Raw genomic sequence first — 23,972 nt, 5'->3', positions numbered from 1 at the left:
GGCCCATGCGAAAAGACGATGGCCGGCCTGTTTCTCTTAGCCCGATAGCTTCTGCGACCGGGTCTTCCGCGCTATTCGCCGGGTAGTTTCATCTTTTTTCCGGATGGCTGAGGTCAACTCATCATAGTCGACGCCGCGCTTCTTCAGCGCTCTGCGCGCATCGTCGATCTCGAAGCCCAACAACTCGAATACGGTCATATTGAGCCTGGAAGCGATGCGCTCCATTGTCTTGAGGGTCGGATTTCCGATACCGCGCAGCATCGTGTAGTAGGTCCCTCGCGCCAATCCCGTCTTGGGGAGGAAGGCCTCCATCCCACCATTCTCGATCTCAAGCTGCTGGAGGTGCAGCGCCAGCATTTCCTTGAGGATGGAATGACCGACGGGCTGGGGCTTAAACCTCCTCAGCTTCGTCATGCGCAGGCTTTTTCAATTCGCCCCGCGTCGGGTCGGCTACCGCCGTGTTTGCGAAGCTTGTGACGCACCACCACATCGACCTTGTAGTCGAGCCGGTCCAGGCAGCGAACCAGCCTGTCTATTGAAAACTTCCCCGTGCGCCCGGTGACGATCGCGGAGATGTCGGGCTGTTTCATCCCGAGCAGCTCGGCCGACTTCGCCTGGGTCAGGCGCCGGCGCTTGATAATGGCGCGGATCTCGCGGGCCAGCTTGGCCTTAAGCAATTCCTCTTCGGGTTGTCAAAGCCGAGGTCCGCAAACACGTTGCCGCTGCTCACTTCGGCGGTGATGTCTTCAGTCATGACTTTGGTCCTTTCCCATGCGAGGCGTTCGTGCGTGAAAGCCCGGCACGTCCCGGATGCGTGATTGCCGGCCACATTGGAGTGCAAGGGGGTGCAAGTTTCTTTATCCGTTCGCTTCCGCGGCGTACCGAGGCGGCCTGCAGCGTCGTCGAACAGCCGACACTCAGTGCAGGCCGAACTCGCGCAACAGTTCCTCGCGATAGCGCACGAAGCGGCTTTCGCTGCGTTCGCGGGGGCGTGGCAGGTCGACGGTGATCAGCCGTGCCGCGCCGCCTTTGTCCTTCGGCAGGATCAGCACCCGGTCGGCGAGATAGATCGCCTCCTCCAAGTCGTGGGTGACCATGACCATGGTGACGTTCTCCTCGCTCCAGATGCGTGCCAGCTCTTCCTGCATGGAGATCTTGGTCATGGCGTCGAGGGCGCCGAGCGGTTCGTCGAGCAGCAGGATCTCGGGCTGCACCGTGAGCGCCCGGGCAATGCCGACGCGCTGCGCCATGCCGCCTGAAAGTTGCCGTGGATAGGCATCGCTGAACTCGGCAAGGCCGACCAGCGCGATGTAGAAGCGCGCCCTCTTCTCGGCCTCCGCCTTGGGCACGCCGCGAACTTCGAGACCGAAGGCGACATTGCCGAGCACGGTGAGCCAGGGCAGCAGCCGCGGCTCCTGGAAGATCACCGCCCGTTCCTCCCCGACACCCTCAATCCGCTTGCCGTCGATAGCGACAGCGCCGCCGTCGGCCTTCTCCAGCCCGGCAAGGATGCGGAGCAGCGTCGTCTTGCCCGAGCCGCTGGCGCCGACGATCACCAGGCACTCGCCTGAGCTGATGTCGAGATTGAGCGAGCGCAGCACGGCAAGCTGGCGCCCGCCGAGTGCGAAGGATTTCGACAGGTCGCGTATCGTGACCTCGCCGCCGCTTGCGACAGCCATGGCGCGTGCCTCCATATTCAGTTGATTTTGGTTTCGCCTGGGCGGTAGAGGATGTCGGCGGCCTTGAGCTTGCCTTTCGGCAAACGGCCGTCACGCTCGAGAATGCTCACCCAAAAGTCGACGTCGTGGTCGGTCGCCACCGCCTTCTCGCGCAGGCCGAAGCCGGTCCAGTAACGCGCCAGATCGCCATTCTCGCCGCGTTTGTTCAGGACGTCGGCGAGAACCTTGCGCGCCTCGTCGGGATTCTGCCGAGACCAGTCGGCGGCGCGCGCCGACTGTTCGACGAAGTTGCGGGCAGCGTCGGGATTAGCGGCGATGAAGTCCCGCCGCAGCACGACGAAACCGCCGGCGATTTCGCCGAGCACATCGGTGTCGTTGAACACGCCGCGAACCCCGCCATTGCTGACCAGGGCGCCGGCGAAGGTCGCCTGCCAGTAGCCGAGCCCCGCGACGTCGACCTGGCGCGAGCGCAAGGTCTGTTCGAGCTGCGGCCCCGGCACCACGACGAGCTTGGCGGCATCCGGCGGCAGGCCGACGCTGTGCAGTGCTTCGCGCACCGTATAGTCGAGATGGGCGCCGAGCGTGTTGACCGAGATGGTCTTGCCAGCAATGTCGGCGATCGATTTGATCGGGCTGTCTTCGAGCACATAGAAGACGCTTTTCACGTCTTTGTTGATGCCGTTGCTTGGATAAGCCGCGATGAAGTCGTTGCCGCCTGCGATCGAGTTGATCACGGCTGGCGTAGCCGCCGAACCCAGATCGACGCTGCCGGAGGCCAGCGCGAACAGCGATTCCGGACCGCCGCCGGCATAGCCGACATTTTCGAGCTCGATGCCGAGGCCCTTGAAATAGCCGAGCGCGTCGGCGAGCTCATGCGGAGAGATGCCGCCGCGGCCGGCGAGATAGCGAATCTTGACGGAAGCAGCCTGCGACCGCGCGATGGTAGGCAGCCCGGCGGCGATGATGCCGACGGCGATGGGAGCACGCAAAAGAAGCGAACGGCGTGTGATGGTCATGATCCGGTCTTTCATGGTTCGAGAAATAAGGATTTAGAGACATCGTCTCAGACGGAAGTGTTCCAGCGGCAGAGCCGCCGCTGCAAGCTGATCAGAAGCTGGTTGGCGATCAGGCCAAGCGCTGCGAGGATGACGATCGCCGCGAACATCAGCGGGATCTGGAAATTGTACTGGGCATTCATCACCTGGAAGCCGATGCCCTTGTTGGCCCCGATCATTTCCGAGGCGATCAGGAGCAGCAGCGCCGTGGTGGCGCCGAGCCTCAGGCCAACGAAGATCGAAGGCACGGCCCCCGGCAGCACGACGCGGCGAAACACGGTCATCCGCCGGGCGCCGTAGACGCGCGCCATTTCGAGCAGCTTCGGATCGACCTCCTTGACCCCGCTGATCGTGTTGAGCAGCAGCGGAAACAGCGTCGCCCAGAAGATGACGAATACCTTGGAGGCCTCGCCCAGCCCCAGAAGCAGGATGAAGACGGGGTAGAGCGCCAGCGCCGAGGTCTGGCGGAAAAGCTGCACGATCGGATCGAGCGCGGTTTCGACGGCGCGGACCTGGCCCATGACCAGACCGAGCGGGACGGCGACAACAACCGCCGCGGCGAAGGCGAAGCCGGCGCGCTGCAGGCTGATGGCGATGTCGCCGAGCAGGCTCCCGCCGGCGAGGCCCTTCCAGAGTGCCACGACGATCGCGTCGATCGGCGGCAGTACCGCCGCGTTGACCCAGCCGCTGCTCGCCGCCACCTGCCAGAGCGCCAGGAAGCCGAGAAGCACGCCGTAGCGCGACAGGATCCGCGCCGAGGTCCGGCCGGCCAGCCGCAAGGCCTCCTTGCCGAAGCCGTTGCCGCTTTCATGCCTGCCGATACCGATCGACCGTTCGATGTGCTGCAAAGTCATCGTCATGCCTTTCGCTTCAAACGGGTCATTCGGCGGCGAGCACGGTCGAGCGCGCAACCGTCCACGGGTTCTCCGGCCGCCTGAGGCCGAGATTCTCGCGCAGCGTCCTGCCCTCATAGGCGGTGCGGAAAAGGCCACGGCGCTGCAGTTCGGGGATCACCAGGTCGACGAAATCGTCGAGTGCGCCGGGCAGCCATGGCGGCAGGATGTTGAAGCCGTCGGCGGCTTCGTTGGTGAACCATTCCTCCAACTGGTCGGCGACCTGGGCGGCGCTGCCAATCACCGTGTAGTGGCCTCGGGCGGTTGCGACCCATTGATAGAGCTGGCGGATGGTGAAGTTGTGCTCGTCGGCGATCTGGCGGATCAGCGCCTGGCGGCTCTTCATGCCTTCGGTTTCCCTGCTCGGTGGCAGCGGCCCGTCGAGCGGATAGCCCCTGATGTCAAGCGTCTGGCCGGCAAGTGCATTGAGCAGCGCCACGCCATCCTCGGGCAGGATCAGGTCGTTCAATTGCTGGTATTTGGCGCGGGCCTCCTCTTCGGTGCGGCCGACGAACGGCGCTACGCCTGGCATGATCAGCACCTGTTCGGGATCGCGGCCGGCCGTCGCCACACGCGCCTTGATGTCGCGATAGAATTCCTGCGCTGAGGAAAGATTCTGATGCGCGGTGAAGATGACTTCGGCCGAGGCCGCCGCAAGCCCGCGCCCGTCTTCCGACTGCCCAGCCTGCACCACCACCGGATGACCCTGCACCGGGCGCGGCACGTTAAGCGGCCCCTTCACGCTGAAGTGCTCGCCCTTGTGGTCGATGTCGTGGAGCTTGTCCTTGTCGTAGAAGCGGCCCGTCTTCTTGTCGCGGATGAAGGCGTCGTCTTCCCAGCTGTCCCACAGCGCCTTGACCGTCACGACATGCTCATGCGCCCGCGCATAGCGCTCGGCGTGGTTGGGCTGGACGTCGCGATTGAAATTGCGCGCTGTCTCGTCGCCCGCCGAGGTCACCACATTCCAGCCCGCCCGGCCATTCGACAAAAGGTCGAGAGAAGCGAATTTACGGGCGAGCGTGTAAGGCTCCTCATAGGTGGTCGAGGCCGTGGCGATGAAGCCGAGATGGCTCGTCAGCGGGGCCAGCGCCGCAAACAGCGTCACCGGCTCGAAACCGGCGATCTTGCCATTGCCGCCCTCGCGGGCGCCGAGCCCGACCGTCAGATTGTCGGCGAGAAAATAGGCGTCGAACAGGCCGCGTTCGGCAGTCAGCGCGAGCTGCTTGTGAAACTCGAAATTGGTCGCGCCGTCGGCCGGCGCCTCGGGATGGCGCCAGGCGGCGACATGCTGGCCGCCACCAGGCAGAAAGGCGCCGAGCTTGATCTGTCTGGACTTGCTGGAGCTGGTCATGGGTGGGTCCTTGTTCGAAACGGCTGCTTGGCAATTAGGCGGCGAGACTGACGGCGCGCGCCGCCCCGACGATGCGGGAAACCTCGGCGACCGCTTGCTGGGCGCGGGCGTGGATGGCCTCTGAGACGAGGATGCCATCGGCGAAGTCCTTGTCCGATGCGTAGATCGCGGTCGGCATGGTGAGTGCCTCGAAGAAGCCGAAGAGCGGCCGCAGCTGATGCTCGACGAGCAGCGAATGGCGTTCGCCGCCGCCGGTCGCCGCGAGGATGACCGGCTTTCCACGCAGCGACGCGGGATCGAGCAGATCGAACAAATGCTTGAAAAGGCCGGTATAACTGCCTTTGAAGGTCGGCGACCCAGCCACCAGCACGTCGGCGCTGGCCAACTGTTCGATGATGGCGCGGGCCGCCGGATCGAGATCACCGAGGCGCCGTGCGGTCGGGAGCGACGGACCGAAATCTTCAATGTCGAATATCGCCGAGGTCGCCCCGATGCGGTTCGCCGTCTCGCCGGCGATTTGGCTGATGAATGCCTTGGTCTTCGACGGACGGGTCAGATTGCCAGATATTCCCACCACCAGCTTCTTCGACATGCCAAGCTCTCCTCGCAGATGTTTATTCATTAAGACTACCGATTTTGTAGAATTAAATGAGCGAGAAGATTTCAAAACTGGCGGAATAGGGGGATTGAGTTTGCGTCGTCGCGCCGTTCATTGGTTCAGCTGATGCGGGTTTTCGAGCGTTGGTGTCGTCACCGCAGGCGTCGAACACCGATCCTTTCCGGTTTAGACTGAGGGGTCCCGCGCGCGAGGAAATCCTCTCCGGCAATCACGGACCAATGTTAGTTCGGCTCGGCCTGGCTCCTCGCAGGACGCAGTTCTGGCGCATCCAGCCCGTTGAACGGGGTCGCGTGAGCGTCGAGCTGGCGATACCAGCGGCTGACCGACGGATAGCGTAGAGCGAGCGGCAGCCTGCCGACATTGTTGAAGGGCAGGAACGTCGCCATTCGGAAATCGAAGCAGGACCGAATCTCCGGCCAGCCATTTCCGCTGGAAAGCTGCGCCTTGAGGACTGCCGCCGCTGGTACGGCGGCATGGGCCCCGTGGAGGCGGGCGCTCTCTGGCCCCCATCTCGGCGCATCCGCGGACGCGGCCACATAAAGGAAGGGCGTACAGGCGGAAGCACCGAATCGCTGGCATTATCGTCCCACGCCTATAGCTAAGTCGTGTGGACAAACCTGATCCACACGACTTAGGAACCTCATTAGGTGGTGAGATGTTTTTCGTAAGCGGTTAGGCAGCCTGCCTAGCGACCTTATGTAGCAACAGCAATGGCTTTATTAGGAATTGTCGATCTATATTCAATGATATCCAGCCTTGCGTAATCCCGAGGCAGCCTTCGACGCTTTAGAATATCGTCACCTCCCGTAATTTCAACATCCTTTGCCGTGCACGACCCAGGAGGTTGTTTGGCGTGCATTCGCTCTACATGACGTGATGGTTGAAAACCACGCCATGCAATCGCTACAAGGTTGTACTCACTGCCGTCGCGCAGAAATGTTAAATTCCCGGATTGATCAGACAAAATCCAAATGGCATAGGTTGGATGCATATCGTCTCTTTGACGGATATGAGGACGTTGTGATTGAAGGAGCACGCTGATGCCCGGGGAACCTAACAATAATATGATCGAACTTACTGCAGATATCGTTGCCGCTTATGTGCAGAAAAACGCGGTGCCAGTCTCTGGATTACCGGATTTGATCGCGAGCGTGAATTCGGCATTGTCGAATATTGGCCCGCCGTCTCGTACCCCAGAGCCCGCCCCCAAGCCGGCAGTTAATCCTAAAAGGTCGGTGTTTCCGGACTACATCATCAGCCTTGAAGACGGGAGGCAATACAAGTCGCTTAAGCGCCATCTTGCGACCAGCCATGGGCTGACGCCTGATGAATATCGGGCGAAATGGGGTTTGGCGAAAGACTATCCCATGGTTGCGCCGAACTATTCGGCGACCCGATCGGCTTTGGCAAAGTCGCTTGGCTTGGGAAGGAAGGCGCCTCCAACCAAGAAACCTGTGGCGAAACGCAAGGCGAAGGCCTGAGGTGCGGCCGCTGTCGCCTTCGGCATTCAACGCTACCCCGATGGGTGGCGTTGAGTTCCGTCGCGAACGTTACACGTGGATACGGCCGAGGTGGCGAGCCTCGCTGGCATAGGTCGACAGTGGCTTGATCCGAGATTTCACCAGCGACGATCAGGTTGACCCAGACATGCTGGATTGGAGTGTGTGGAAGCAGCCAGGCGGCGCTTCCTAAAAATGGGGTTCGGCGGCGTCTTGATCAGGACCGTAGCGGTCGAGGCTCTTCACCGGCGTGCTACGAAAACCGCCAAGGAAGTGGCTGCCATGCTGGCGAAGGCCGGTTTACCTCTGTCTCGGCGGTATGGTTGAGTACGAAAATCAAGGAGCGTGTCCACGCAATCGCTGCGATCCTTCCCCTTCTTTGACAGGAGCGATCGCATCCGTCCCAGCGCTCCCTTGCAAATCTTATCCTGAGGCCATCTCGTCGGCGGGCTCGAGTGCGGCATCATGTCAGGGGCCCCCGGCCTCGAGGCGCGCGAGGAACGCCGAGACCTCGGCCTCGATGTCAGCCGGTTCAGTCACCGTGGGCGACGTCCTGGCTACTCCCCCGATGTCCCCGATTTAAATCAAATCCGTCTGTGGATATTGACGATTGCGCGACCCTCACCTCGTAGACGACTGACGCGGGCGGCTACTGAAAGGGTCACATGACAAGCGATTTTTCCGCCGCCCGAGTGCATTTAGATCGAGCGTATCACTACCTTCGTGGCGATGACCCGATGAGCCGGAGGGGACGCGAAGCCTTGGACCTGTTGATTGAGGCGGTTGCCGTCGAAGAGTTCAAGCAGCCACGCCAAAACGCCAAGGTGCTAAGGTTTCCGATTGGGCGCCGCTTCTGAGGCGATCTCCATGGCCGCCGTGTAATCCCTCAGGTGAGGCGCTCACCGGACGGTTGCGTCGCCACTATGAACCATGGTGAGCAAATCCTCCCAGAACGCAAAGAAGCCCGCCCCGCATGAGCCGAGACGGGCAATAGAAATTGGGAGGCCCAAGCGCGCGTCCACGAAACAGCGCCGGCAGGTGAAATTCAGCAGAATATCCATCCTGGCGCATCATGAATGCTCAAGGCGCCTACGCGTCAGCAGCGCCAGAGACGAGATCGCGGTTGCCTCATCCGTCTCAATCAGCATCGAATGAACCAATTGCAGTCGATGTTTCGCAAACTCCATCCGATTGGCGCCTTGTTTTTGAAATACGCTCTCTCTTCCAATTCTACTAAATCGATAGAGTTAACTGGCGCTAATCGCTTTGAGGAGCCAGGTAATGTCGAAAAAGTTCGTGATTGGGGTGTCGGGCAATCTTACTCGTCCTTCCAAGACGAGGGTATTCGTCGACCACATAGTTGGGCAGGTGGCCAAGAAGATTGGCGCATCTTCAGCGACTTTCGATATCGAGGATTTCGGCCCCTCCTTCGCACAGGCCAGGCGGCTTAGCGATCTTGATCCATCGGCCCGAAACATCGTCGAACAATTGACGGGCGCCGCTGTCCTGGTGATCGGCTCGCCGACGTTCAAAGGCAGCTACACTGGGCTATTCAAGCATTTCTTCGATCTGCTGGAGCCGTCCTCGCTTAAGGGAAAGCCAGTCATCCTTGCGGCGACTGGGGGCGGCGAGCGCCATTCCCTAGTCGTGGAACATCAGCTTCGCCCGCTCTTCGGCTTCTTCGAGGCGTTGACCATCCCGACAGGTATCTACGCCTCCGACCGGGACTTTGCCGACGGCGTTATCATATCCGAAGCCATCCGCAACCGCATGGAACAGGCGGTAATCGAAGCGTGTCGGCTGGTCGGAGAGACCGGCGGGGTCAGCCTGGCCGCCTAAGCGTTGTGCGGCGGAAAGGATGACGCCGGCAAGGTGTTGGCCGACAGCAACATCGCTGAAATCCTGACAGATCGCACACTCCCGTAAAACGCCGTCCTCATCGTGAATTTCTATTGTTGACCGAAAAAAGGAGATCGAAGGTGAGCAAGGTTGGAAAGCTACGGCTTGGCGCCTTTATGTATCCAGCTGGCCACCACGTGGCGGCATGGCGTCACCCGGATACCGCCGCGGATGCCACGACGAGCCTCAGGCAGCGCATCGCATTTGCCCAGGCGGCCGAACGTGCGAAATTCGACCTGATCTTCCTGGCTGATGGGGTCGCGGCCCACACGGATGATCTCAAATCCCTCTCCCGGACTGATGAATGGGCCGTCGGCTTCGAGCCATTGACGCTCCTGTCAGCGCTCGCCGTGGTGACAGAGCGCATCGGCCTGGTGGCCACAGCCTCCACCACGTTCAATGAGCCGTACAACCTGGCACGCAAATTCGCCTCGCTCGATCAGATCAGCGCCGGCAGAGCCGGCTGGAACCTCGTGACCTCGTCCAATCCGCTCGAATTGGCGAATTTCGGCAACATCAGCCAGTTCGCCCATCAGGACCGTTACGCACGGGCGGAGGAGTTCGCTGATGTCGTGCTTGGCCTATGGAACAGCTGGGAAGATGATGCCTTCCGGCGCGACAAGGATAGCGGGCTCTTCTTCGCCCCGGAGAAACTGCATGTCCTCGGGCATCGCGGACCGCATTTCCGGGTGCGCGGGCCGCTGACGGTCTCGCGCTCGCCGCAGGGTCACCCGATCGTCGTCCAGGCGGGCTCCTCCGAAGCAGGCAAAGAGTTGGCGGCCCGCACCGCCGAGGTTGTCTTCACCGCCCAGCGGACGCTCCCGGAGGCCCAGAGCTTCTATGCCGACCTCAAGGGCCGCCTCGAGAAGTATGGCCGCCATCCCGATGATTTGAAGATCATGCCGGGCGTCTTTCCGGTGGTGGGGCGAACCGAAGCCGAGGCGCGCGAGAAGTTTGAGGAGATCCAGTCGCTGATCCATCCCGACGTCGGGCTGGAGCTCCTGTCGAACCTCTCGGGCGGGGTCGACCTTTCTGCCTATCCGCTCGACGGGCCGCTGCCGGACTTGAGCGAGACCGAGCGCGGCAAGAGCCGCCAGCAATTGATCATCGATCTCGCCCGGCGGGAAAATCTAACCATCCGTCAGCTCTACGAGACCATCGCCGGGGCGCGGGGCCATTGGCAGCTTGTCGGAACGGCTGAGACCATCGCAAACGAACTCGAAGAGCGCTTCAAGAAAGGCGGAGCCGACGGCTTCAACATCATGCCGCCGACGGTGCCTGGCGGGCTCGACGATTTCATCGAGCTGGTCATCCCCGAGTTGCGCCGCCGCGGCCTGTTCCGCACCGAATATGAGGGCCGTACCCTTCGCGAGAACCTCGGGTTGAAACATCCCGCTCATCGTGCCCCTCACCGCGAGCCCGGCAGTCAGGCGGCCGAGTAACCATTCCCAGTCAACCAACCCGGCAATGGGCCGAGCGACGCCGGCGGCCAACCAAGGAGCAGTCCGTCATGACCACATCACAAGCCACCGTATCCTCACTGACGATCAAACCCGTCGCCGCCCGGATCGGCGCCGAGATCGCCGGCATCAAGCTTTCGGGCGGCCTTTCCGACGAGACAATCGCGGCCATCAATGCCGCCCTGCTGCAGCACAAGGTGATCTTCTTTCGCGACCAGGATCAGCTGACCGATGCCGAGCAGGAGCGTTTTTCCAAGCGCCTCGGCAATCTCGTTCCACATCCGACCGAGCATGTACGCAACGGCACGACGTCGATCCTTGAACTTGACGCGTCACGAGGTGGCCGCGCCGATGCCTGGCACACAGATGTCACCTTCGTCGACGCCTATCCCAAGATCTCGATCCTGCGCGGCGTGACCATTCCCGAGGTCGGCGGTGATACGGTTTGGTCCAACACCGTGGCGGCCTACGAGAGCCTGCCACAGGCGCTCAAGGCGACCGCCGAACAGCTGTGGGCAACCCATAGCAATGCCTATGACTATGCCGCACAGCGCCCGCATGCCACCGAGGCCGATCGCCGCCACTACGAGGAGGTTTTTGCTTCCACCGTCTACGAGACCGACCATCCCGTGGTGCGCGTCCACCCGGAGACCGGCGAGCGCTCGCTCGTACTCGGCTCTTTCGTGCAGCGCTTCGTCGGCTATTCGAAGAGCGATTCCGAGCAGCTCTACGCCCTCCTCCAGTCTCATGTCCTGCGGATTGAAAACACGGTGCGCTGGCGCTGGCAGGCAAACGATGTCGCCATCTGGGACAACCGCGCCACCCAGCACTACGCCGTCAACGACTACGGCGACCGCGCCCGTGTCGTGCGCCGCACCACGCTCGACGGCGACGTACCGGTGAGCGTCGACGGCCGTCGCAGCGTCACCCGCAAGAAGCTGGTTCGCGACGCCGTCACCCGCGCCGCCTGACCCTTCCCTCAAGCAAGGATCCTCACTCATGAAATTCGCGCATATCGCAGCCCTGATCGGCGGCCTCCTCGCCATCGCTCCCGCGTCGGCCGAGACCCTCATCCGCATCGGCTATCCCGGAACCGGCATCGACGACCGGCCCTATGCCTATGGCGACTATGTCGCCGTGGCCAATGTGCAGCAACTCGTCGAAGCCGAGTTCAAGGACGTTCCGGACGTCAAGGTCACCTGGACTTTCTTCCGCGGCGCCGGGCCGGCCCTCAACGAGTCGCTCGCCGCGGGCCAGCTCGATTTTGCCGCGGGCCTCGGCGATCTGCCTTCGATCGTCGGCCGCTCGCGCGGCCTGCAGACGAAATATCTGGCCTCAGCCGGCAGCCATGATGCGCTTTATCTCGCGGTGCCCCCGGATTCGCAGCTCAAGACCGTGGAGGACCTGAGGGGCCATAAGGTGGCGCAGTTCCGCGGTACCAATTTGCAGATCGCCACCGACCGCGTTCTCGAAAAGCACGGCCTCACCGAAAAGGATATCCGCTTCGTCAGTCTCGACTCGAATGCCGCCACGGCGGCGCTCGTCTCGGGCAATGTCGAGGCTTCCTTCGGCGGCTCTGAATATCTCGACCTCGCCAAGCGCGGCGCGGTCAAGATCATCTATTCGACCAAGAACGACGACCCGACCCTCGGGCGCAACTCCGGGCTCCTCGTCACCGCGGAGTTCGAGAAGGCCCACCCGGAATTCACGGCCAAGGTCGTGCGCGCGTTCGTCAAGGCCGCGCGCTTCGGCTCAGACGAGGCCAATCGCCAGGCAGTCTTCGAGCTCTGGTCGAAGGCCGGCCTGCCGGTCGAAAGCTTCGAGGCCGATTTCAAGGACGAACCGCTGGCCCATCGCCTGTCGCCTGTCGTCGATGACTTCATCATCGCGCGCTACAAGGACCAAGCCGAGCGCGCCAAAGCCTATGGCCTGATCAAGAAGGACGTCGATATCGATAGCTGGTTCGAGACCAAGTACCTCAAGCAGGCCCTGCTAGACCTCGAGCTCAAGAACTACTGGTCCACCTTTGACGCGAAGGGCCAGAAAGTCACCGAGGGCCAAGTCGAACACACCAAAGCGGCGAGCAACTAAGATGCGCGGCGGGCAAGCCGCGGCCCAGACCGGCCATGGGGACAGCACCGCCGGTGCTGCCCCCACTCGCCGGCGCATTCTCCCCGCGGCCGGCATCCTGGTTCTCGGCCTCGTGGTGCCGCTGGGGCTTCTGACGGCCTGGACCGTCGCCGCTCTCCTCGGCCAGTTGCCGGAGCAGATCCTGCCGCCGCCGTGGATCGTGTTCGACACTTTATGGGACGGCATCCAGGACGGCTCGCTGCTGTCCAGCACGGTGACGAGCCTTGAGCGCGTTGCGGAGGGATTCGCCGCCGGTGCGCTGGTGGGTCTCGTCTTCGGCACGGCGGTTGGCCTGTCGAAGACCCTTCGCGAATTCGTCGATCCGCTGTTCCTCGCCCTCAGCCAGGTCCCGACCCTCGGCTGGATGCCGATCGTCATTCTGATCGTCGGCATCGACGAAGGCTTGAAGATCATCGTCATCGGATGGTCAGCCTTCATTCCTGTCGTCCTGAACACGTCCCAAGGCGTGCGCGACGTTCCGGAAGCTTATGTGGAGCTTGGCCGGGTCCTTTCGTTCAGCCGCTGGTCGAAACTCACGATGATCGTGCTGCCCTCCGCCGTGCCCTCGATCTTTACAGGGCTGCGAGAAGGCCTTGCCAACGGCTGGCAAACCTTGGTTGCGGTAGAACTCATCGCATCGTTCGAAGGGCTCGGATACCTGATGGCCTATGGCCGTCAGCTCTTTCAATTGGAACTTGTTATTTCGGCCATGATCGTGGTCGGCCTGATCGGATTGGTGATCCATGGCCTGCTCACGCTTGTCGAAAACCATCTGCAACGCTGGCGTCCGGAGATCCCCCGATGAGCATCATTACGATTGACGGTCGGGAGCGGCTGTCGCACAGCGCTCCCATCGCACCGCCGCCCTTCCGCTTCATCGGCCGACATTTGCGGCCACTTGCGGTGCCAATTGCGCTGCTCGCGATTTGGGAGTTGCTCGCGCATGCCGGCGCTGCCGACCCGCGTTTCCTACCGTCACTCGAAGAGGTGGTGGCCCGCGGCGTGGCCGAGTTCAGCCACGGTGGTCTCGGCGTCAATCTACTGGCGAGCCTGGAGCGTGACCTGATCGGTTTCGTGTGTGGCAGTGCGGCCGGAATCGCGCTTGGTCTGGCGATCGGTTTTTCCCGCCTCATCGAACGCCTGCTCGGGCCAGTGCTGCTGGTACACCGCCAGATCGCTCTCTTCGCGTGGGTTCCCCTCATCTCGATGTGGTTCGGCGGCGGCGAGGCCGGCAAGGTCGTCTTCATCGCGCTCGCAGCGTTCCAGCCCACCTTGATCAACACCTGGCAGGGCGTGTCCGGCATCCCGCGCAGCTATCGCGAGCTTGCCGACGTGCTGACCTTCAACTGGTTCGACTTCGCCCGGATTATCGCCATTCCGGGTGCGCTGCCGCAAATCTTCACGGGCCTTCATTCCGCTCTGATCTACGCCTGGACCGCGACGGTAGGGGCCGAGCTTCTGCTCAACATCGCACCAGGTATTGGCGGGCGCATGAACGAGGGCCAGCATCTGTTCCACATGGATCTATTGCTGCTGTGCGTTCTCCTCCTCGGTGGCGTCGGCGTGGTCTTCAATGTCATCGCCGGCTCCCTGGAGCATCGCTTTCTGCGCTGGAGGATCCCATGAGCGGCCCTGTCGCCATTTCCGAACGGGGACGTGGCCAAAGCCACGCTTTGGAGATTGCTGACGTCAGCAAGAGGTTCAGTGTCGCCGGCCGTCAGGTCCAGGCTCTGTCGCATATCCATCTTGCAGTCGACGAGGGCGAGTTCGTCAGCATCGTAGGATCCTCCGGTTGCGGCAAATCCACCTTGCTGCGGCTCATCCTCGGCCTCGACACTGACTATGACGGCGACATCCGGGTCGACGGTCGGAAGGTGGAACGGCCGGGTCTCGACCGCTCGATCGTTTTCCAGGAGCACAGGCTTTTGCCCTGGCTCAATGTCGAGGCTAATGTCGCGGCGGCGCTGCGCCAAAGTCGGTTGGGCGCTGCCGAAAAGAGCGAACTCGTTCGCGACCATCTGCATCTCGTCGGCCTCGATCAATTCGCCAAAGCCTATCCTGCCCAATTGTCGGGCGGCATGGCGCAGCGCGTGGCAATCGCCCGCGCGCTCGTGACGAAGCCGCGCTTCCTATTGCTCGACGAGCCGCTGGGGGCTCTCGACGCGCTAACCCGGCTGCGCTTGCAGGACGAGCTTCAGCGGATCGTCCGGCACGAGGGCACGACCGCCGTGCTCGTCACGCACGACGTCGATGAAGCAGTCTATCTCGGAAATCGGATCGTCATCATGCATCCCCATCCTGGGCGGATCGCCACGATTCTGCCCGTGACCGACGCAGTGTCTCGCGACCGCTCCGATCCGAATTTCATTCGGCTTCGCGACGAGGTGTTATCCTGGCTCGGCGTGTCGCGGACTGGAAACGATGCTGACGCCGAACTCGCTCGCCGCAGCGCCTGACCGCCGACATGGCTCAAAGCAGCGCCTCAGCCTCGTTGACCGCGGGATGTCGCGGTCCGACCCGGCAACTGCCCTTGTTTTCTATAGTGCAAGACAACCGTCTCTATACCAAGAGGCCGCCTAGGTTGTCGGCCGCCCGAATATAATGTTCGAAGTGGAAAATCCTTTGACCTCTGCCAATTCAGACAAGGCCGTCCTGTTCCTGCTCGCCCCTGACTTCGAAGACGCCAAATTTGCGGGCCAGCGTTTCTTCTGCCGGCACTCGGCGCTTGTGGAAGGCGTGCTGACCTCGTTTCCGGCAGTTCTCGATGCGATTGACGTTCGCCGCATCGCCTTCCCGCGACCGCGCGCCGAGGTGATCGAGCTTCTCGGCGAAGCCAATCAGGCGCTTCCGGTCCTGGTGCTGCCGGCCGGCCAGCTTTCAGCCCATGCAAGCGGCGAAGCCAATGGCCGCAAATTCGTCTCCGGCGCGGAACCGATCATCGATGCCTTGGTCGAGCGCGGGCTCATCCCTCCACCGCATCCGTGAGTTTCAACTGATGGGCCTTGGCATGACCGAACGTTTCAAAGCCGGAAGGTCCCGAGCAAGGTTTTTTCTCCTCGCGATCTAAATTAGGGATAATATCTATAAAGTTTATAGACTAAATAGATTAATCTCTGCGAGTGATGGCAGTCGGCCTTCCTGCGATCGCGATGCGGAGATCCCATGGCTTATGCGCTCGGCCTTCTCGACAAGAGTCCCCTTTCCAAAGGTGAAAGCGCGACCGATGCGCTCAAGCGCACCGTAGCGCTTGCGCAATTGGCCGAGAAGCTTGGCTATCGCCGGTTCTGGGTGGCCGAGCATCACAATGTCGCGGAGCTCGCGAGCTCCTCACCGGAGATACTGATCGCCCATCTGCTGACGCAGACCAGTCGCATCCGCATTGGGTCCGGCGGCGTCATGCTGCAGCACTACAGCCCCTACAAGGTGGCCGAGAATTTCAACCTGCTGGCCTCGCTGGCGCCCAATCGTGTTGACCTCGGTATCGGCAAGGCGCCAGGCGGCCTGCCGCTTTCGACGCGAGCCCTGCAAGGGGACCGCGATCCCGCCCGCAAGCCGGATTTCGGCCGGCAGGTCGCCGAGCTCGGCGCCTATCTCGATGGCGCCGGTCCGGTCGCCGGTCTGAGCGCGACGCCTCGTCCTTCGATCGCGCCGCAGCGCTTCCTGCTGGGCGCTAGCGTCGAGAGTGCACAGCTTGCCGCGGCGCATGGATGGGATTTCGTCTTCGCCCGTCACCTCAATGGCGACGACGCTCTTCTCGACGACACCGTTGCGGCCTATCGGGCCGCGACCGGGCGCGCGCCGATCATCGCGGTCTCGGTCATCACCTCCGACTACGGGGGCGAAGCCGAGGCCGAAGCCGCCAAGATCAAATTGTTCAAGGTCCACGTTCCAGGCGCGCAAAGCGTGACCGTCGGCAACGAGGACCAGGCGAAGGATTATGCGCGCCAGTTGGGAGCGAGCGAGTATCGCATCGAGCCCAAGCAGCCGAGCGTAATCGCCGGGACGCCAGACCAGGTGCGTTCCGAACTCGACCGTCTGCATGCGCGCTCGGGAGCGGTCGAGTTCATCGTCGAGCCAGCCGTCGGCGGGTCATGGCGACTTGCAACCGTGGAGGCGCTGGTGCGGCAACGGCCCGCCGCCGCCGCCTGAATGATCAGACCAAGGAGCTTGCCCATGATCAGCCAGCGAATTCCCTTCGGTATCATGCTGCAAGGCCCCGGCGGGCACATGAATGCCTGGAAGCATCCGAGCGTTCCCGCCGACGCAAGCATCAATTTCGACTATTACGTCGGTATCGCGCGTCAGGCTGAAGCGGCCGGCATAGCCTTCGCCTTCGTCGCCGACGGCCTCTACATCAACGAGCAGTCGATCCCGCATTTCCTCAACCGCTTCGAGCCGATCGTGCTTTTGTCGGCGCTGGCGGTGGCGACAAAGAGCATTGGTCTCGTCGGCACGCTGTCCACCTCCTACAGCGATCCGTTTACCGTCGCGCGGCAATTCGGATCGATCGACGCTGTCAGCGGCGGGCGCGCCGGCTGGAACGCGGTGACCTCGCCGCTCGAAGGCTCGGCGAAAAATTACGGCCGCGACAAGCATCCCGAGCACGCGCTGCGCTACGAGATCGCTGCCGAGCATATCGAGATCGTCAAGGGCCTGTGGGATTCCTGGGACGACGACGCTTTCGTGCGCGACCGGCAAGCCGGCCACTATGCCGACTTCTCCAGGATGCACCGGCTGAACTTCAAGGGTAGGTTCCACTCAGCCGAAGGGCCGCTCAATCTCGGCCGCTCGGCGCAGGGACAGCCTGTGCTGTTCCAGGCCGGGGGCTCGGATGACGGCATCTCGCTCGGTGGCCAGCATGCCGATGCCGTCTTTGCCAACGCTGCAGCCTTCGAGGAAAACCGCGACCTGTCGCGCCGGCTCAAGGAAAGCGCGGTGGCGCACGGACGCAGTGCGGACCATATCAAGATCTTCCCCGGCATCGCACCGATCGTCGGCTCGACGCAAGAGGAGGCCGAGCGCAAGTATCGCGAGATACGCGACCTCGTCAGCGTTCACGAGGCGCTGCTCTATCTCGGCCGTTTCTTTGATCATCACGATTTCACCGCCTATCCGGTCGACGATCCGTTCCCTGAGCTCGGCGACATCGGCAGGAACAATTTCCGCTCCACCACCGACCGCATCAAGCGTGTCGCCCGGGAGAAGAAGCTCACGCTGCGCGAGGTGGCACTGGATGCGGCGACGTCGCGCAGCGCCTTCATCGGCACGCCCAAGAAGATCGCCGACGAACTGATCCGCTGGGTGGATGGCGGAGCGGCGGACGGTTTCGTGCTGGGCTTCCAGGTCATCCCGGCCGGGCTCGACGATTTCGAGAAGCATGTCCTGCCCATTCTGGAAGAGCGCGGCCGCCACGTCCGCGACCAGATCGGCACGACGCTGCGCGACCATCTCGAATTGCCGTTCAAGGAAAGCCGTTACGCGCAGCACGCCGCTTCCACGACGACCACCGAGGAAGCAGCCTGATGACGGTCCGGCCTGCTCCGTCTTCGGCCGCGATCGCCGAGGCGATCCTGGAGAGCGCCGACGAGTTCGTCGCGCTGCGCCGCAAGCTGCACAGCGAGCCGGAGCTGGCCTACCAGGAGAAGAAGACCAGCGCACTGGTTGCCGAGCGCCTGCAATCCTGGGGCTATGAGGTCGCTGAGAATATCGGCGGCACCGGCGTGGTCGGCACGCTGCGCAACGGGCTCGGTGAAAAAAGCATCGGCATCCGCGCCGACATGGACGCCTTGCCGATCGTCGAGGCGACCGGCCTGCCCTACGCCAGCACCAGGCCGGGCGTCATGCATGCCTGCGGGCATGACGGGCATACCTCGATCCTGCTCGCCGCCGCCAGGCATCTCGCCGAGACGCGAGATTTCTCGGGAACGGTCCGGCTGATCTTCCAGCCCGCCGAGGAAGGCGGCGCCGGCGCCAAGGCGATGATCGCCGACGGGCTGTTCGAGCGCTTTCCCGTCGACGCGGTCTTCGGGCTGCACAATTGGCCGGGCGTGCCGGCCGGGCAGTTCGCTTTCCTCAGCGGTCCCGCCATGGCCTCGGTCGACCTTGCCATCATCAAGATCATCGGCAAGGGTGGCCATGGCGCGCGGCCGAGCCATGCCGTGGACCCGATCGTCGCCGCCGCCTCGCTTATCATGGCGCTGCAGACAATCGTCTCGCGCAATGTCGACCCGCTTGAAACGGCGGTCGTCACCGTCGGTACCATCCATGGCGGCATCGCCGCCAACGTCATCCCCGACAGCGTCGAGCTGAAAGTCACCATCCGGACGTTCACTGAGGCTGTCCGCGAACAAATCCGCGCGCGCATCATCGCGCTGGCCGAGACGCACGCGCAAAGCTATGGCGCAACTGCGGAGGTCGCCTATCCGCGCGGCTATCCGACACTGGTCAACCACCCCGAGGAGACCGAGTTCGCCCGCCAGGTGGCGCTCCGGCATTTCGGCACGGAACGGATCGAGACCAATTTCCCTGTGATCACCGCCAGCGAGGATTTCGCCTTCATGCTCGAGGCGCGACCGGGCAGCTACCTCTTCATCGGCAATGGCGACAGCGCCGACCTACACAGCCCCAACTACGACTTCAACGACGACATCTTGCCTGATGCCGCGCGCTACTGGGTGGCGCTGGTCCAGGACTATCTCGCCGCGAACGAGGCTCCGCGGACAAGTGAGCCGGCAACAGGGCCCACGCCATGACAGACAGTTTTCTCTACACCACGCCCCTCGATCCGCGCGCGGCGCCGCTCATCGAAGCGCTGACCTGGGAATACACGACCCGCTACGGCGACCACTTTGGCGAACCCGGCGAGGAGATGCGTCGCTACCCCGCCGAGCTGTTCGCGCCTCCCAATGGAAATTTCCTGCTGTTGCTGCGCGCCGGCGCGGCGATCGCCGGCGGCGCCTTCAAGCGCTATGACGAGCGCACCGCCGAGCTCAAGCGCGTCTGGACTCATATCGATCTGCGCCGCCAGGGATTGGCGCGCAAGGTGCTCGCCGAACTCGAATTGCAGGCGGCGCGCCAGGGCTACATCAGGCTCTACCTGACCACGGGCTTCCGCCAGCCGGAGGCCGCAGAACTTTATCTCAACAATGGCTACACCGCACTGTTCGACTCCAAAGTCGATCCGGAAATCCACGGCACGCTGCCTTTCGTGAAGGACATCAGCGCCCTGGCATTGGAATTCGGGCCGAACGCGTTTGACCGCAAGGCAAGCTGATCGAAGCGCGTCAGCCACAGCAGCTCGCCCACGAAGGCAGCTATATATAGACGATTTAACTCCGGAGCACCGTAAATATAAAAACAATTGTCACGCTATAGTCGCGATATCGGTTAATGTATAATAGGTTTACTTGTAAAATATACAGTATTCCGCGCATTATTCCATTGGAGCGACGGCGATCCATGACAGTGACGGCCGACATAGGCGAGGTAGCCTCCCCCAGAAATGTACCGTTCAGCCCCGACCGTCAGGGATACAGGGTGGTGCCGGCCAGGCATCCTTGGCGCGTGGTCGGCACTGTCGTCGCCGTCGTGCTGATCTTCTTCACGCTGCAGTCGATTCTGACCAACCCCAGATGGGGCTGGGATGTCTTTGCTCGCTTCTTCCTCTCCGAACCTGTGCTGGTCGGCCTTGCCCGCACGCTGCTTTTGACTGTGCTCGCCTCGGCACTCGGCTTTCTTCTGGGGACGCTGCTTGCTTTCGCGCGGGTTTCTCCGTCGCCGCTGCTGTCGGGCGTGTCCTGGGCCTATATCTGGCTGTTGCGCTCCATTCCGCTGATCGTGCTTCTGCTCGTCCTCAACAATCTCGGCTATCTCTATCCGACCATCGATGTCGGTGTGCCTTTCACCAGCCTGCTGTTCGCGCAATACAACACCGTCGAGATGTTCACCCCGTTCTGGGTGGCGGTGGTCGGGTTGAGCCTCAACCAGGCCGCCTTCTCGGCCGAGATCATCCGCGGCGGCATTCTTTCGGTCGACCAGGGCCAGCACGAAGCCGCTGCCGCGCTCGGCCTTTCGCGGCGCCGGCAGGCGCTGAGCATAGTCCTGCCGCAAGCCATGCGCGCCATCCTGCCCAGCGGCTTCAACGAGATGATCGGCTTGGCCAAGTCCACCTCGATGGTCTACGTGCTCGCTCTGCCCGAGCTCTTTTACACCGTCCAGGTCATCTACAAGCGCAATCTGGAAGTCATCCCGCTCTTGATGGTGGCGACCATATGGTACCTCATCATCATGAGCGTGCTGTCGATCGTCCAGCTCGGCATCGAACGACGGTTCGCACGCGGCGCCGTGCGCACGCCGTCCGGCCCTCTCCTGCCCAACGTCCTTGCCTTCCTATCCGGCCGTGGCGCGGCGCCGGCAGTGAAATCCCCTCCTCCGGCCCCTGCATCGACCACAGCGGTTCGCAAGCCACTGGTTACCGCGGGCGAAAAACTGGCGCGGCGCGGTGTCGGACGCATCGAAATCCGTGACGTCTCCAAGCGCTTCGGCGCGCTGACGGTTCTCGACGGTGTCGACCTCGATCTCGCGCCGGGATCGGTGACGGCGATCATCGGCCCGTCGGGTGCCGGCAAGTCGACGCTGCTGCGCACCATCAACCATCTCGAGCGGACCGATACCGGTTTCGTGACCATCGACGACGAGTTGGTCGGCTATCATCGCGACGGGCAGACGCTTTACGAGCTCAAGGAAGCTGCGATCCGCCGACGCCGCGCCGCGATCGGCATGGTGTTCCAGAACTTCAATCTCTTCCCGCATCTGACGGTGATCGAAAACATCATCGAGGCGCCCGTCTCGGTGCAGGGCGTTGCGCGCGCCGAGGCGGTAGAGCTGGCCAAGGATCTGTTGGCCCGCATTGGCCTGCCGGAGAAAGCCGATGCCTATCCGCGCCATCTGTCCGGAGGGCAACAGCAGCGTGTCGCCATCGCCAGGGCGCTGGCGCTGAAGCCGAAGGTGCTGCTCTTCGACGAGCCGACTTCGGCGCTCGATCCCGAGCTCGTCGGCGAGGTGCTTGATGTCATCAAGGAGCTGGCGACCTCCGGTACGACGATGGTGATCGTCACCCACGAGATCGGCTTCGCCCGTGAAGTCGCCGACACCATCGTGTTCATGGAAGGCGGGAAAATCCTCGAGGTCGGAACGCCGTCTCGGGTCTTCACCACCCCCACCCACCAACGCACGCGCGAATTCCTCGCCAAGGTTCTTTAGCTCGATCCGGCCGGCGGCTTGTGCAAACCGCCGGCTTTCCAGGCTCCCTGCCGGGAGCGTCAGCCCGCACGTCCATCATGCAAGGAGAGACCCATGCCATTGTACAGGAAGCCGCTATCCCTCGCCTTCGGCGCGGTCCTGTCGGCCATCGCCTTCACCTCCGTCGCCCCGGCGGCGGAATTCGACCTCAGCCCGGAGCAACCGGGCCGAATTCACACCGAAAAGAGCGACAAGGCGGCCGCAGCGATCTCGCCGACTTTCAAATTCGCCAAGGAAGGCTATCTGACCATCGCCACCAGCCCGTGGGATCCGCCAGTTGGCACCTATGCGACCGACGCCAAGACCGTCGTCGGCACCGACCCTGATATCACCGTGCTGATTGCCGAGACGCTGGGGCTCAAGCTCGACCTGGTTCCGGTCGCCTGGGCCGACTGGCCGCTCGGCCTCGCATCGGGAAAATATGATGCCGTCATCAGCAATGTGACGGTGACGGAGGAGCGCAAGGAGAAGTTCGACTTCTCGACCTACCGGCAGGACGTTCTCGGCTTCTACGTGAAGGCCGACAGCAAGATCAGCTCGATCAAAGAACCGAAGGACATCGCCGGCCTGAGGGTGATCACCGGCGCGGGCACCAACCAGGAGAAGGTTCTGCTGGAATGGGACCGCGAGAACGTCGCTGCCGGGTTGAAGCCGATCGAGGTCCAGTACTATGACGACTCCGCCGCCAGCCAGCTCGCCATCCAGTCGGGCCGCGCGGATGCCGAGTTCAATCCGAACGCCACGCTTGCCTACTCTGCCGCCGTGAACGGTAGGACCAAGCTGGTCGGCATCGTCAGCGGCGGCTGGCCGCTGACCGCCGAGATCGCGGTGGCGACGCGCAAGGGCAGCGGCCTGGCCGACGCCATCACGCTCGCCATCAACGAGCTGATCGCGTCCGGCAAATATGGCGAGGTGCTGAAGAAATGGAGTCTGACCGCCGAGGCCATCGACCAGTCGCACACCAACCCGCCGGGCCTGCCGAAGCCCAACAGCTAAGCTTCACCTTGAAGGCGGACGCGATCGGCGTCCGCCTCTTCAGTCATGCAGGCGTGCGAACGGCTCTCGGGCAAATCTGGCCGGGAGGCCGGCGGCGTGCCCGGACAACATCACGAAAAATTGGAAATCCAATGTTCTTGAGAACCAAAGCGATCCCTGCCGTCATCGGCATTTCGGCGTTTCTGGCGGCCTCCCTGGTGTCGCTTGCATCGGAGCCTTTTGACCTCAGCCCCGAACAGTCCGCTCGCCCTCGGACCGAGAAGGATCCCGCCCTCATCGCGTCGATCCCGCAGCGTTTCAAATTCGTCGAGGACGGCGTCTTCACGGTTGGCATCGCCCCTGGCGGAACGCCTCCGATTGCCACCTATGCGACCGACGCGGCAACCGTCGTCGGGGCCGATCCCGATATCGCCCAGCTGATTGCCGACAAGCTCGGCAGGAAGCTCAATCTCGTCGCGGTCGCCTGGGAGGACTGGCCGCTGGGGCTGGTGTCAGGGAAATACGACGCCGTCATCAGCAATGTCGGCGTCACTGAAGAGCGCAAGCTGAAGTACGATTTTTCGAGCTACCGGCAGGGCCTGCACGGCTTCTATGTGAGGAACGACAGCCCGATCACCTCGATCAAGGAGCCAAAGGATATTGCCGGACTGCGCGTCATCACCGATGCCGGTGCGATCCAGGAAAAGATCATCCTCGAGTGGAACAGGCGCAATGTCGAAGCCGGGCTGAAGCCTGTCGAGATCATTTATCTCGACGACACCGCCGCATCGAGCCTGGCAATCCGGTCCGGTCGCGCCGATACGATCTTCTCCATGAATTCGGTTCAGGCCTATCAGGCGGCACTTACCGGCGAAACCAGATCGGTCGGAACCGTCAACGCCGGCTGGCCGCTGACGACGGATGTCGGCGTCGTGACGAAGAAAGACAGCGGCATCGCCGACGCGGTCACCGCGGCGCTCAACGAAACCCTCAAGGAGGGTACCTATGCCAAGGCGCTCGCAAGATGGAGCCTTTCCGCCGAGCAGATCGCGCAATCACGGACCAATCCGCCTGGGCTAAAGAAGTACTAGGTGCGGCATGGAACGGCCAGC

General features: G+C 62.6%; 25 protein-coding genes. 17 read left to right on the top strand and 8 right to left on the bottom strand.

Features of this window, described 5'->3' with window-relative positions; translation table 11 throughout:
• Positions 1-36 precede the first annotated feature (36 nt).
• From ABVQ20_RS35330 to ABVQ20_RS35295, 8 genes are all read right to left on the bottom strand, one after another.
• A complete protein-coding gene (locus tag ABVQ20_RS35330) occupies positions 37-414 on the bottom strand; it encodes an XRE family transcriptional regulator (protein WP_354464449.1) in 378 nt (125 codons plus the stop codon).
• Positions 411-677: a helix-turn-helix domain-containing protein gene (locus ABVQ20_RS35325; RefSeq protein ID WP_354464448.1), complete on the bottom strand. Its 267-nt coding sequence runs from the start codon at positions 675-677 to the stop codon at positions 411-413. The genes ABVQ20_RS35330 and ABVQ20_RS35325 overlap by 4 nt, the downstream gene beginning before the upstream one ends.
• Before the next feature lie 240 nt (positions 678-917).
• On the bottom strand, positions 918-1,679 hold the full coding sequence (locus ABVQ20_RS35320) for an ABC transporter ATP-binding protein (protein ID WP_354464447.1): 762 nt from the start codon (positions 1,677-1,679) through the stop codon (positions 918-920).
• 17 nt (positions 1,680-1,696) lie between these two features.
• Positions 1,697-2,695 (bottom strand): ABC transporter substrate-binding protein, encoded by a 999-nt coding sequence (locus tag ABVQ20_RS35315; protein WP_354464446.1) that lies wholly within the window; start codon positions 2,693-2,695, stop codon positions 1,697-1,699.
• A gap of 47 nt (positions 2,696-2,742) precedes the next feature.
• Entirely contained in the window at positions 2,743-3,588 is an 846-nt protein-coding gene (locus tag ABVQ20_RS35310) for an ABC transporter permease (RefSeq protein WP_354464540.1), read from the bottom strand.
• A gap of 25 nt (positions 3,589-3,613) precedes the next feature.
• Positions 3,614-4,978, bottom strand: coding sequence for an LLM class flavin-dependent oxidoreductase (locus ABVQ20_RS35305; RefSeq protein WP_354464445.1), 1,365 nt, complete (start codon positions 4,976-4,978; stop codon positions 3,614-3,616).
• 34 nt (positions 4,979-5,012) lie between these two features.
• Positions 5,013-5,570 (bottom strand): FMN reductase, encoded by a 558-nt coding sequence (gene msuE / locus ABVQ20_RS35300; RefSeq protein WP_354464444.1) that lies wholly within the window; start codon positions 5,568-5,570, stop codon positions 5,013-5,015.
• 248 nt (positions 5,571-5,818) lie between these two features.
• A complete protein-coding gene (locus tag ABVQ20_RS35295) occupies positions 5,819-5,983 on the bottom strand; it encodes a hypothetical protein (protein ID WP_354464443.1) in 165 nt (54 codons plus the stop codon).
• Between the two features lie 678 nt (positions 5,984-6,661).
• Between ABVQ20_RS35295 and ABVQ20_RS35290 the strand changes: the two genes are divergently transcribed.
• From ABVQ20_RS35290 to ABVQ20_RS35210, 17 genes are all read left to right on the top strand, one after another.
• Positions 6,662-7,078, top strand: a complete 417-nt coding sequence (locus ABVQ20_RS35290) for a Ros/MucR family transcriptional regulator (protein ID WP_354464442.1) — start codon at positions 6,662-6,664, stop codon at positions 7,076-7,078.
• Between the two features lie 683 nt (positions 7,079-7,761).
• Entirely contained in the window at positions 7,762-7,953 is a 192-nt protein-coding gene (locus ABVQ20_RS35285; RefSeq protein WP_354463403.1) for a hypothetical protein, read from the top strand.
• 424 nt (positions 7,954-8,377) lie between these two features.
• Positions 8,378-8,935 (top strand): FMN reductase, encoded by a 558-nt coding sequence (gene msuE, locus ABVQ20_RS35280; protein WP_354464441.1) that lies wholly within the window; start codon positions 8,378-8,380, stop codon positions 8,933-8,935.
• A 176-nt stretch (positions 8,936-9,111) separates the two neighbouring features.
• A complete protein-coding gene (locus ABVQ20_RS35275; RefSeq protein ID WP_354464539.1) occupies positions 9,112-10,437 on the top strand; it encodes an LLM class flavin-dependent oxidoreductase in 1,326 nt (441 codons plus the stop codon).
• A 68-nt stretch (positions 10,438-10,505) separates the two neighbouring features.
• Positions 10,506-11,426, top strand: a complete 921-nt coding sequence (locus tag ABVQ20_RS35270) for a TauD/TfdA dioxygenase family protein (RefSeq protein WP_354464440.1) — start codon at positions 10,506-10,508, stop codon at positions 11,424-11,426.
• A 28-nt stretch (positions 11,427-11,454) separates the two neighbouring features.
• Positions 11,455-12,546 carry an ABC transporter substrate-binding protein gene (locus ABVQ20_RS35265; RefSeq protein WP_354464439.1) on the top strand — a complete coding sequence of 364 codons (1,092 nt, stop codon included), beginning with the start codon at positions 11,455-11,457 and terminating at the stop codon, positions 12,544-12,546.
• Between the two features lies 1 nt (position 12,547).
• Complete coding sequence (locus ABVQ20_RS35260; RefSeq protein WP_354464438.1) at positions 12,548-13,390, top strand: ABC transporter permease; 843 nt, start codon at positions 12,548-12,550, stop codon at positions 13,388-13,390.
• Positions 13,387-14,211 carry an ABC transporter permease gene (locus ABVQ20_RS35255; protein ID WP_354464437.1) on the top strand — a complete coding sequence of 275 codons (825 nt, stop codon included), beginning with the start codon at positions 13,387-13,389 and terminating at the stop codon, positions 14,209-14,211. Before ABVQ20_RS35260 ends, ABVQ20_RS35255 begins: the two co-directional genes overlap by 4 nt.
• On the top strand, positions 14,208-15,041 hold the full coding sequence (locus ABVQ20_RS35250; RefSeq protein WP_354464436.1) for an ABC transporter ATP-binding protein: 834 nt from the start codon (positions 14,208-14,210) through the stop codon (positions 15,039-15,041). The genes ABVQ20_RS35255 and ABVQ20_RS35250 overlap by 4 nt, the downstream gene beginning before the upstream one ends.
• 166 nt (positions 15,042-15,207) lie before the next feature.
• Positions 15,208-15,570, top strand: coding sequence for a DUF3088 family protein (locus tag ABVQ20_RS35245; protein WP_354464435.1), 363 nt, complete (start codon positions 15,208-15,210; stop codon positions 15,568-15,570).
• A 177-nt stretch (positions 15,571-15,747) separates the two neighbouring features.
• Positions 15,748-16,734 carry an MsnO8 family LLM class oxidoreductase gene (locus tag ABVQ20_RS35240; protein ID WP_354464434.1) on the top strand — a complete coding sequence of 329 codons (987 nt, stop codon included), beginning with the start codon at positions 15,748-15,750 and terminating at the stop codon, positions 16,732-16,734.
• 24 nt (positions 16,735-16,758) lie between these two features.
• Positions 16,759-18,108 (top strand): LLM class flavin-dependent oxidoreductase, encoded by a 1,350-nt coding sequence (locus ABVQ20_RS35235; RefSeq protein WP_354464433.1) that lies wholly within the window; start codon positions 16,759-16,761, stop codon positions 18,106-18,108.
• A complete protein-coding gene (locus ABVQ20_RS35230; RefSeq protein WP_354464432.1) occupies positions 18,108-19,337 on the top strand; it encodes a M20 aminoacylase family protein in 1,230 nt (409 codons plus the stop codon). The genes ABVQ20_RS35235 and ABVQ20_RS35230 overlap by 1 nt, the downstream gene beginning before the upstream one ends.
• Entirely contained in the window at positions 19,334-19,858 is a 525-nt protein-coding gene (locus ABVQ20_RS35225; protein ID WP_354464431.1) for a GNAT family N-acetyltransferase, read from the top strand. Before ABVQ20_RS35230 ends, ABVQ20_RS35225 begins: the two co-directional genes overlap by 4 nt.
• A gap of 185 nt (positions 19,859-20,043) precedes the next feature.
• Positions 20,044-21,846, top strand: a complete 1,803-nt coding sequence (locus ABVQ20_RS35220; RefSeq protein ID WP_354464430.1) for an amino acid ABC transporter permease/ATP-binding protein — start codon at positions 20,044-20,046, stop codon at positions 21,844-21,846.
• 93 nt (positions 21,847-21,939) lie between these two features.
• Positions 21,940-22,881 (top strand): ABC transporter substrate-binding protein, encoded by a 942-nt coding sequence (locus ABVQ20_RS35215; protein WP_354464429.1) that lies wholly within the window; start codon positions 21,940-21,942, stop codon positions 22,879-22,881.
• 131 nt (positions 22,882-23,012) lie between these two features.
• Positions 23,013-23,951: an ABC transporter substrate-binding protein gene (locus tag ABVQ20_RS35210; RefSeq protein WP_354464428.1), complete on the top strand. Its 939-nt coding sequence runs from the start codon at positions 23,013-23,015 to the stop codon at positions 23,949-23,951.
• Positions 23,952-23,972: the final 21 nt, after the last annotated feature.

Source organism: Mesorhizobium shangrilense, assembly GCF_040537815.1.
In the GTDB taxonomy this organism is placed as follows: Bacteria; Pseudomonadota; Alphaproteobacteria; order Rhizobiales; family Rhizobiaceae; genus Mesorhizobium; species Mesorhizobium shangrilense.
Note: the sequence above shows the minus strand (reverse complement) of the source record. Positions and strands in the feature narration are given on the sequence as shown.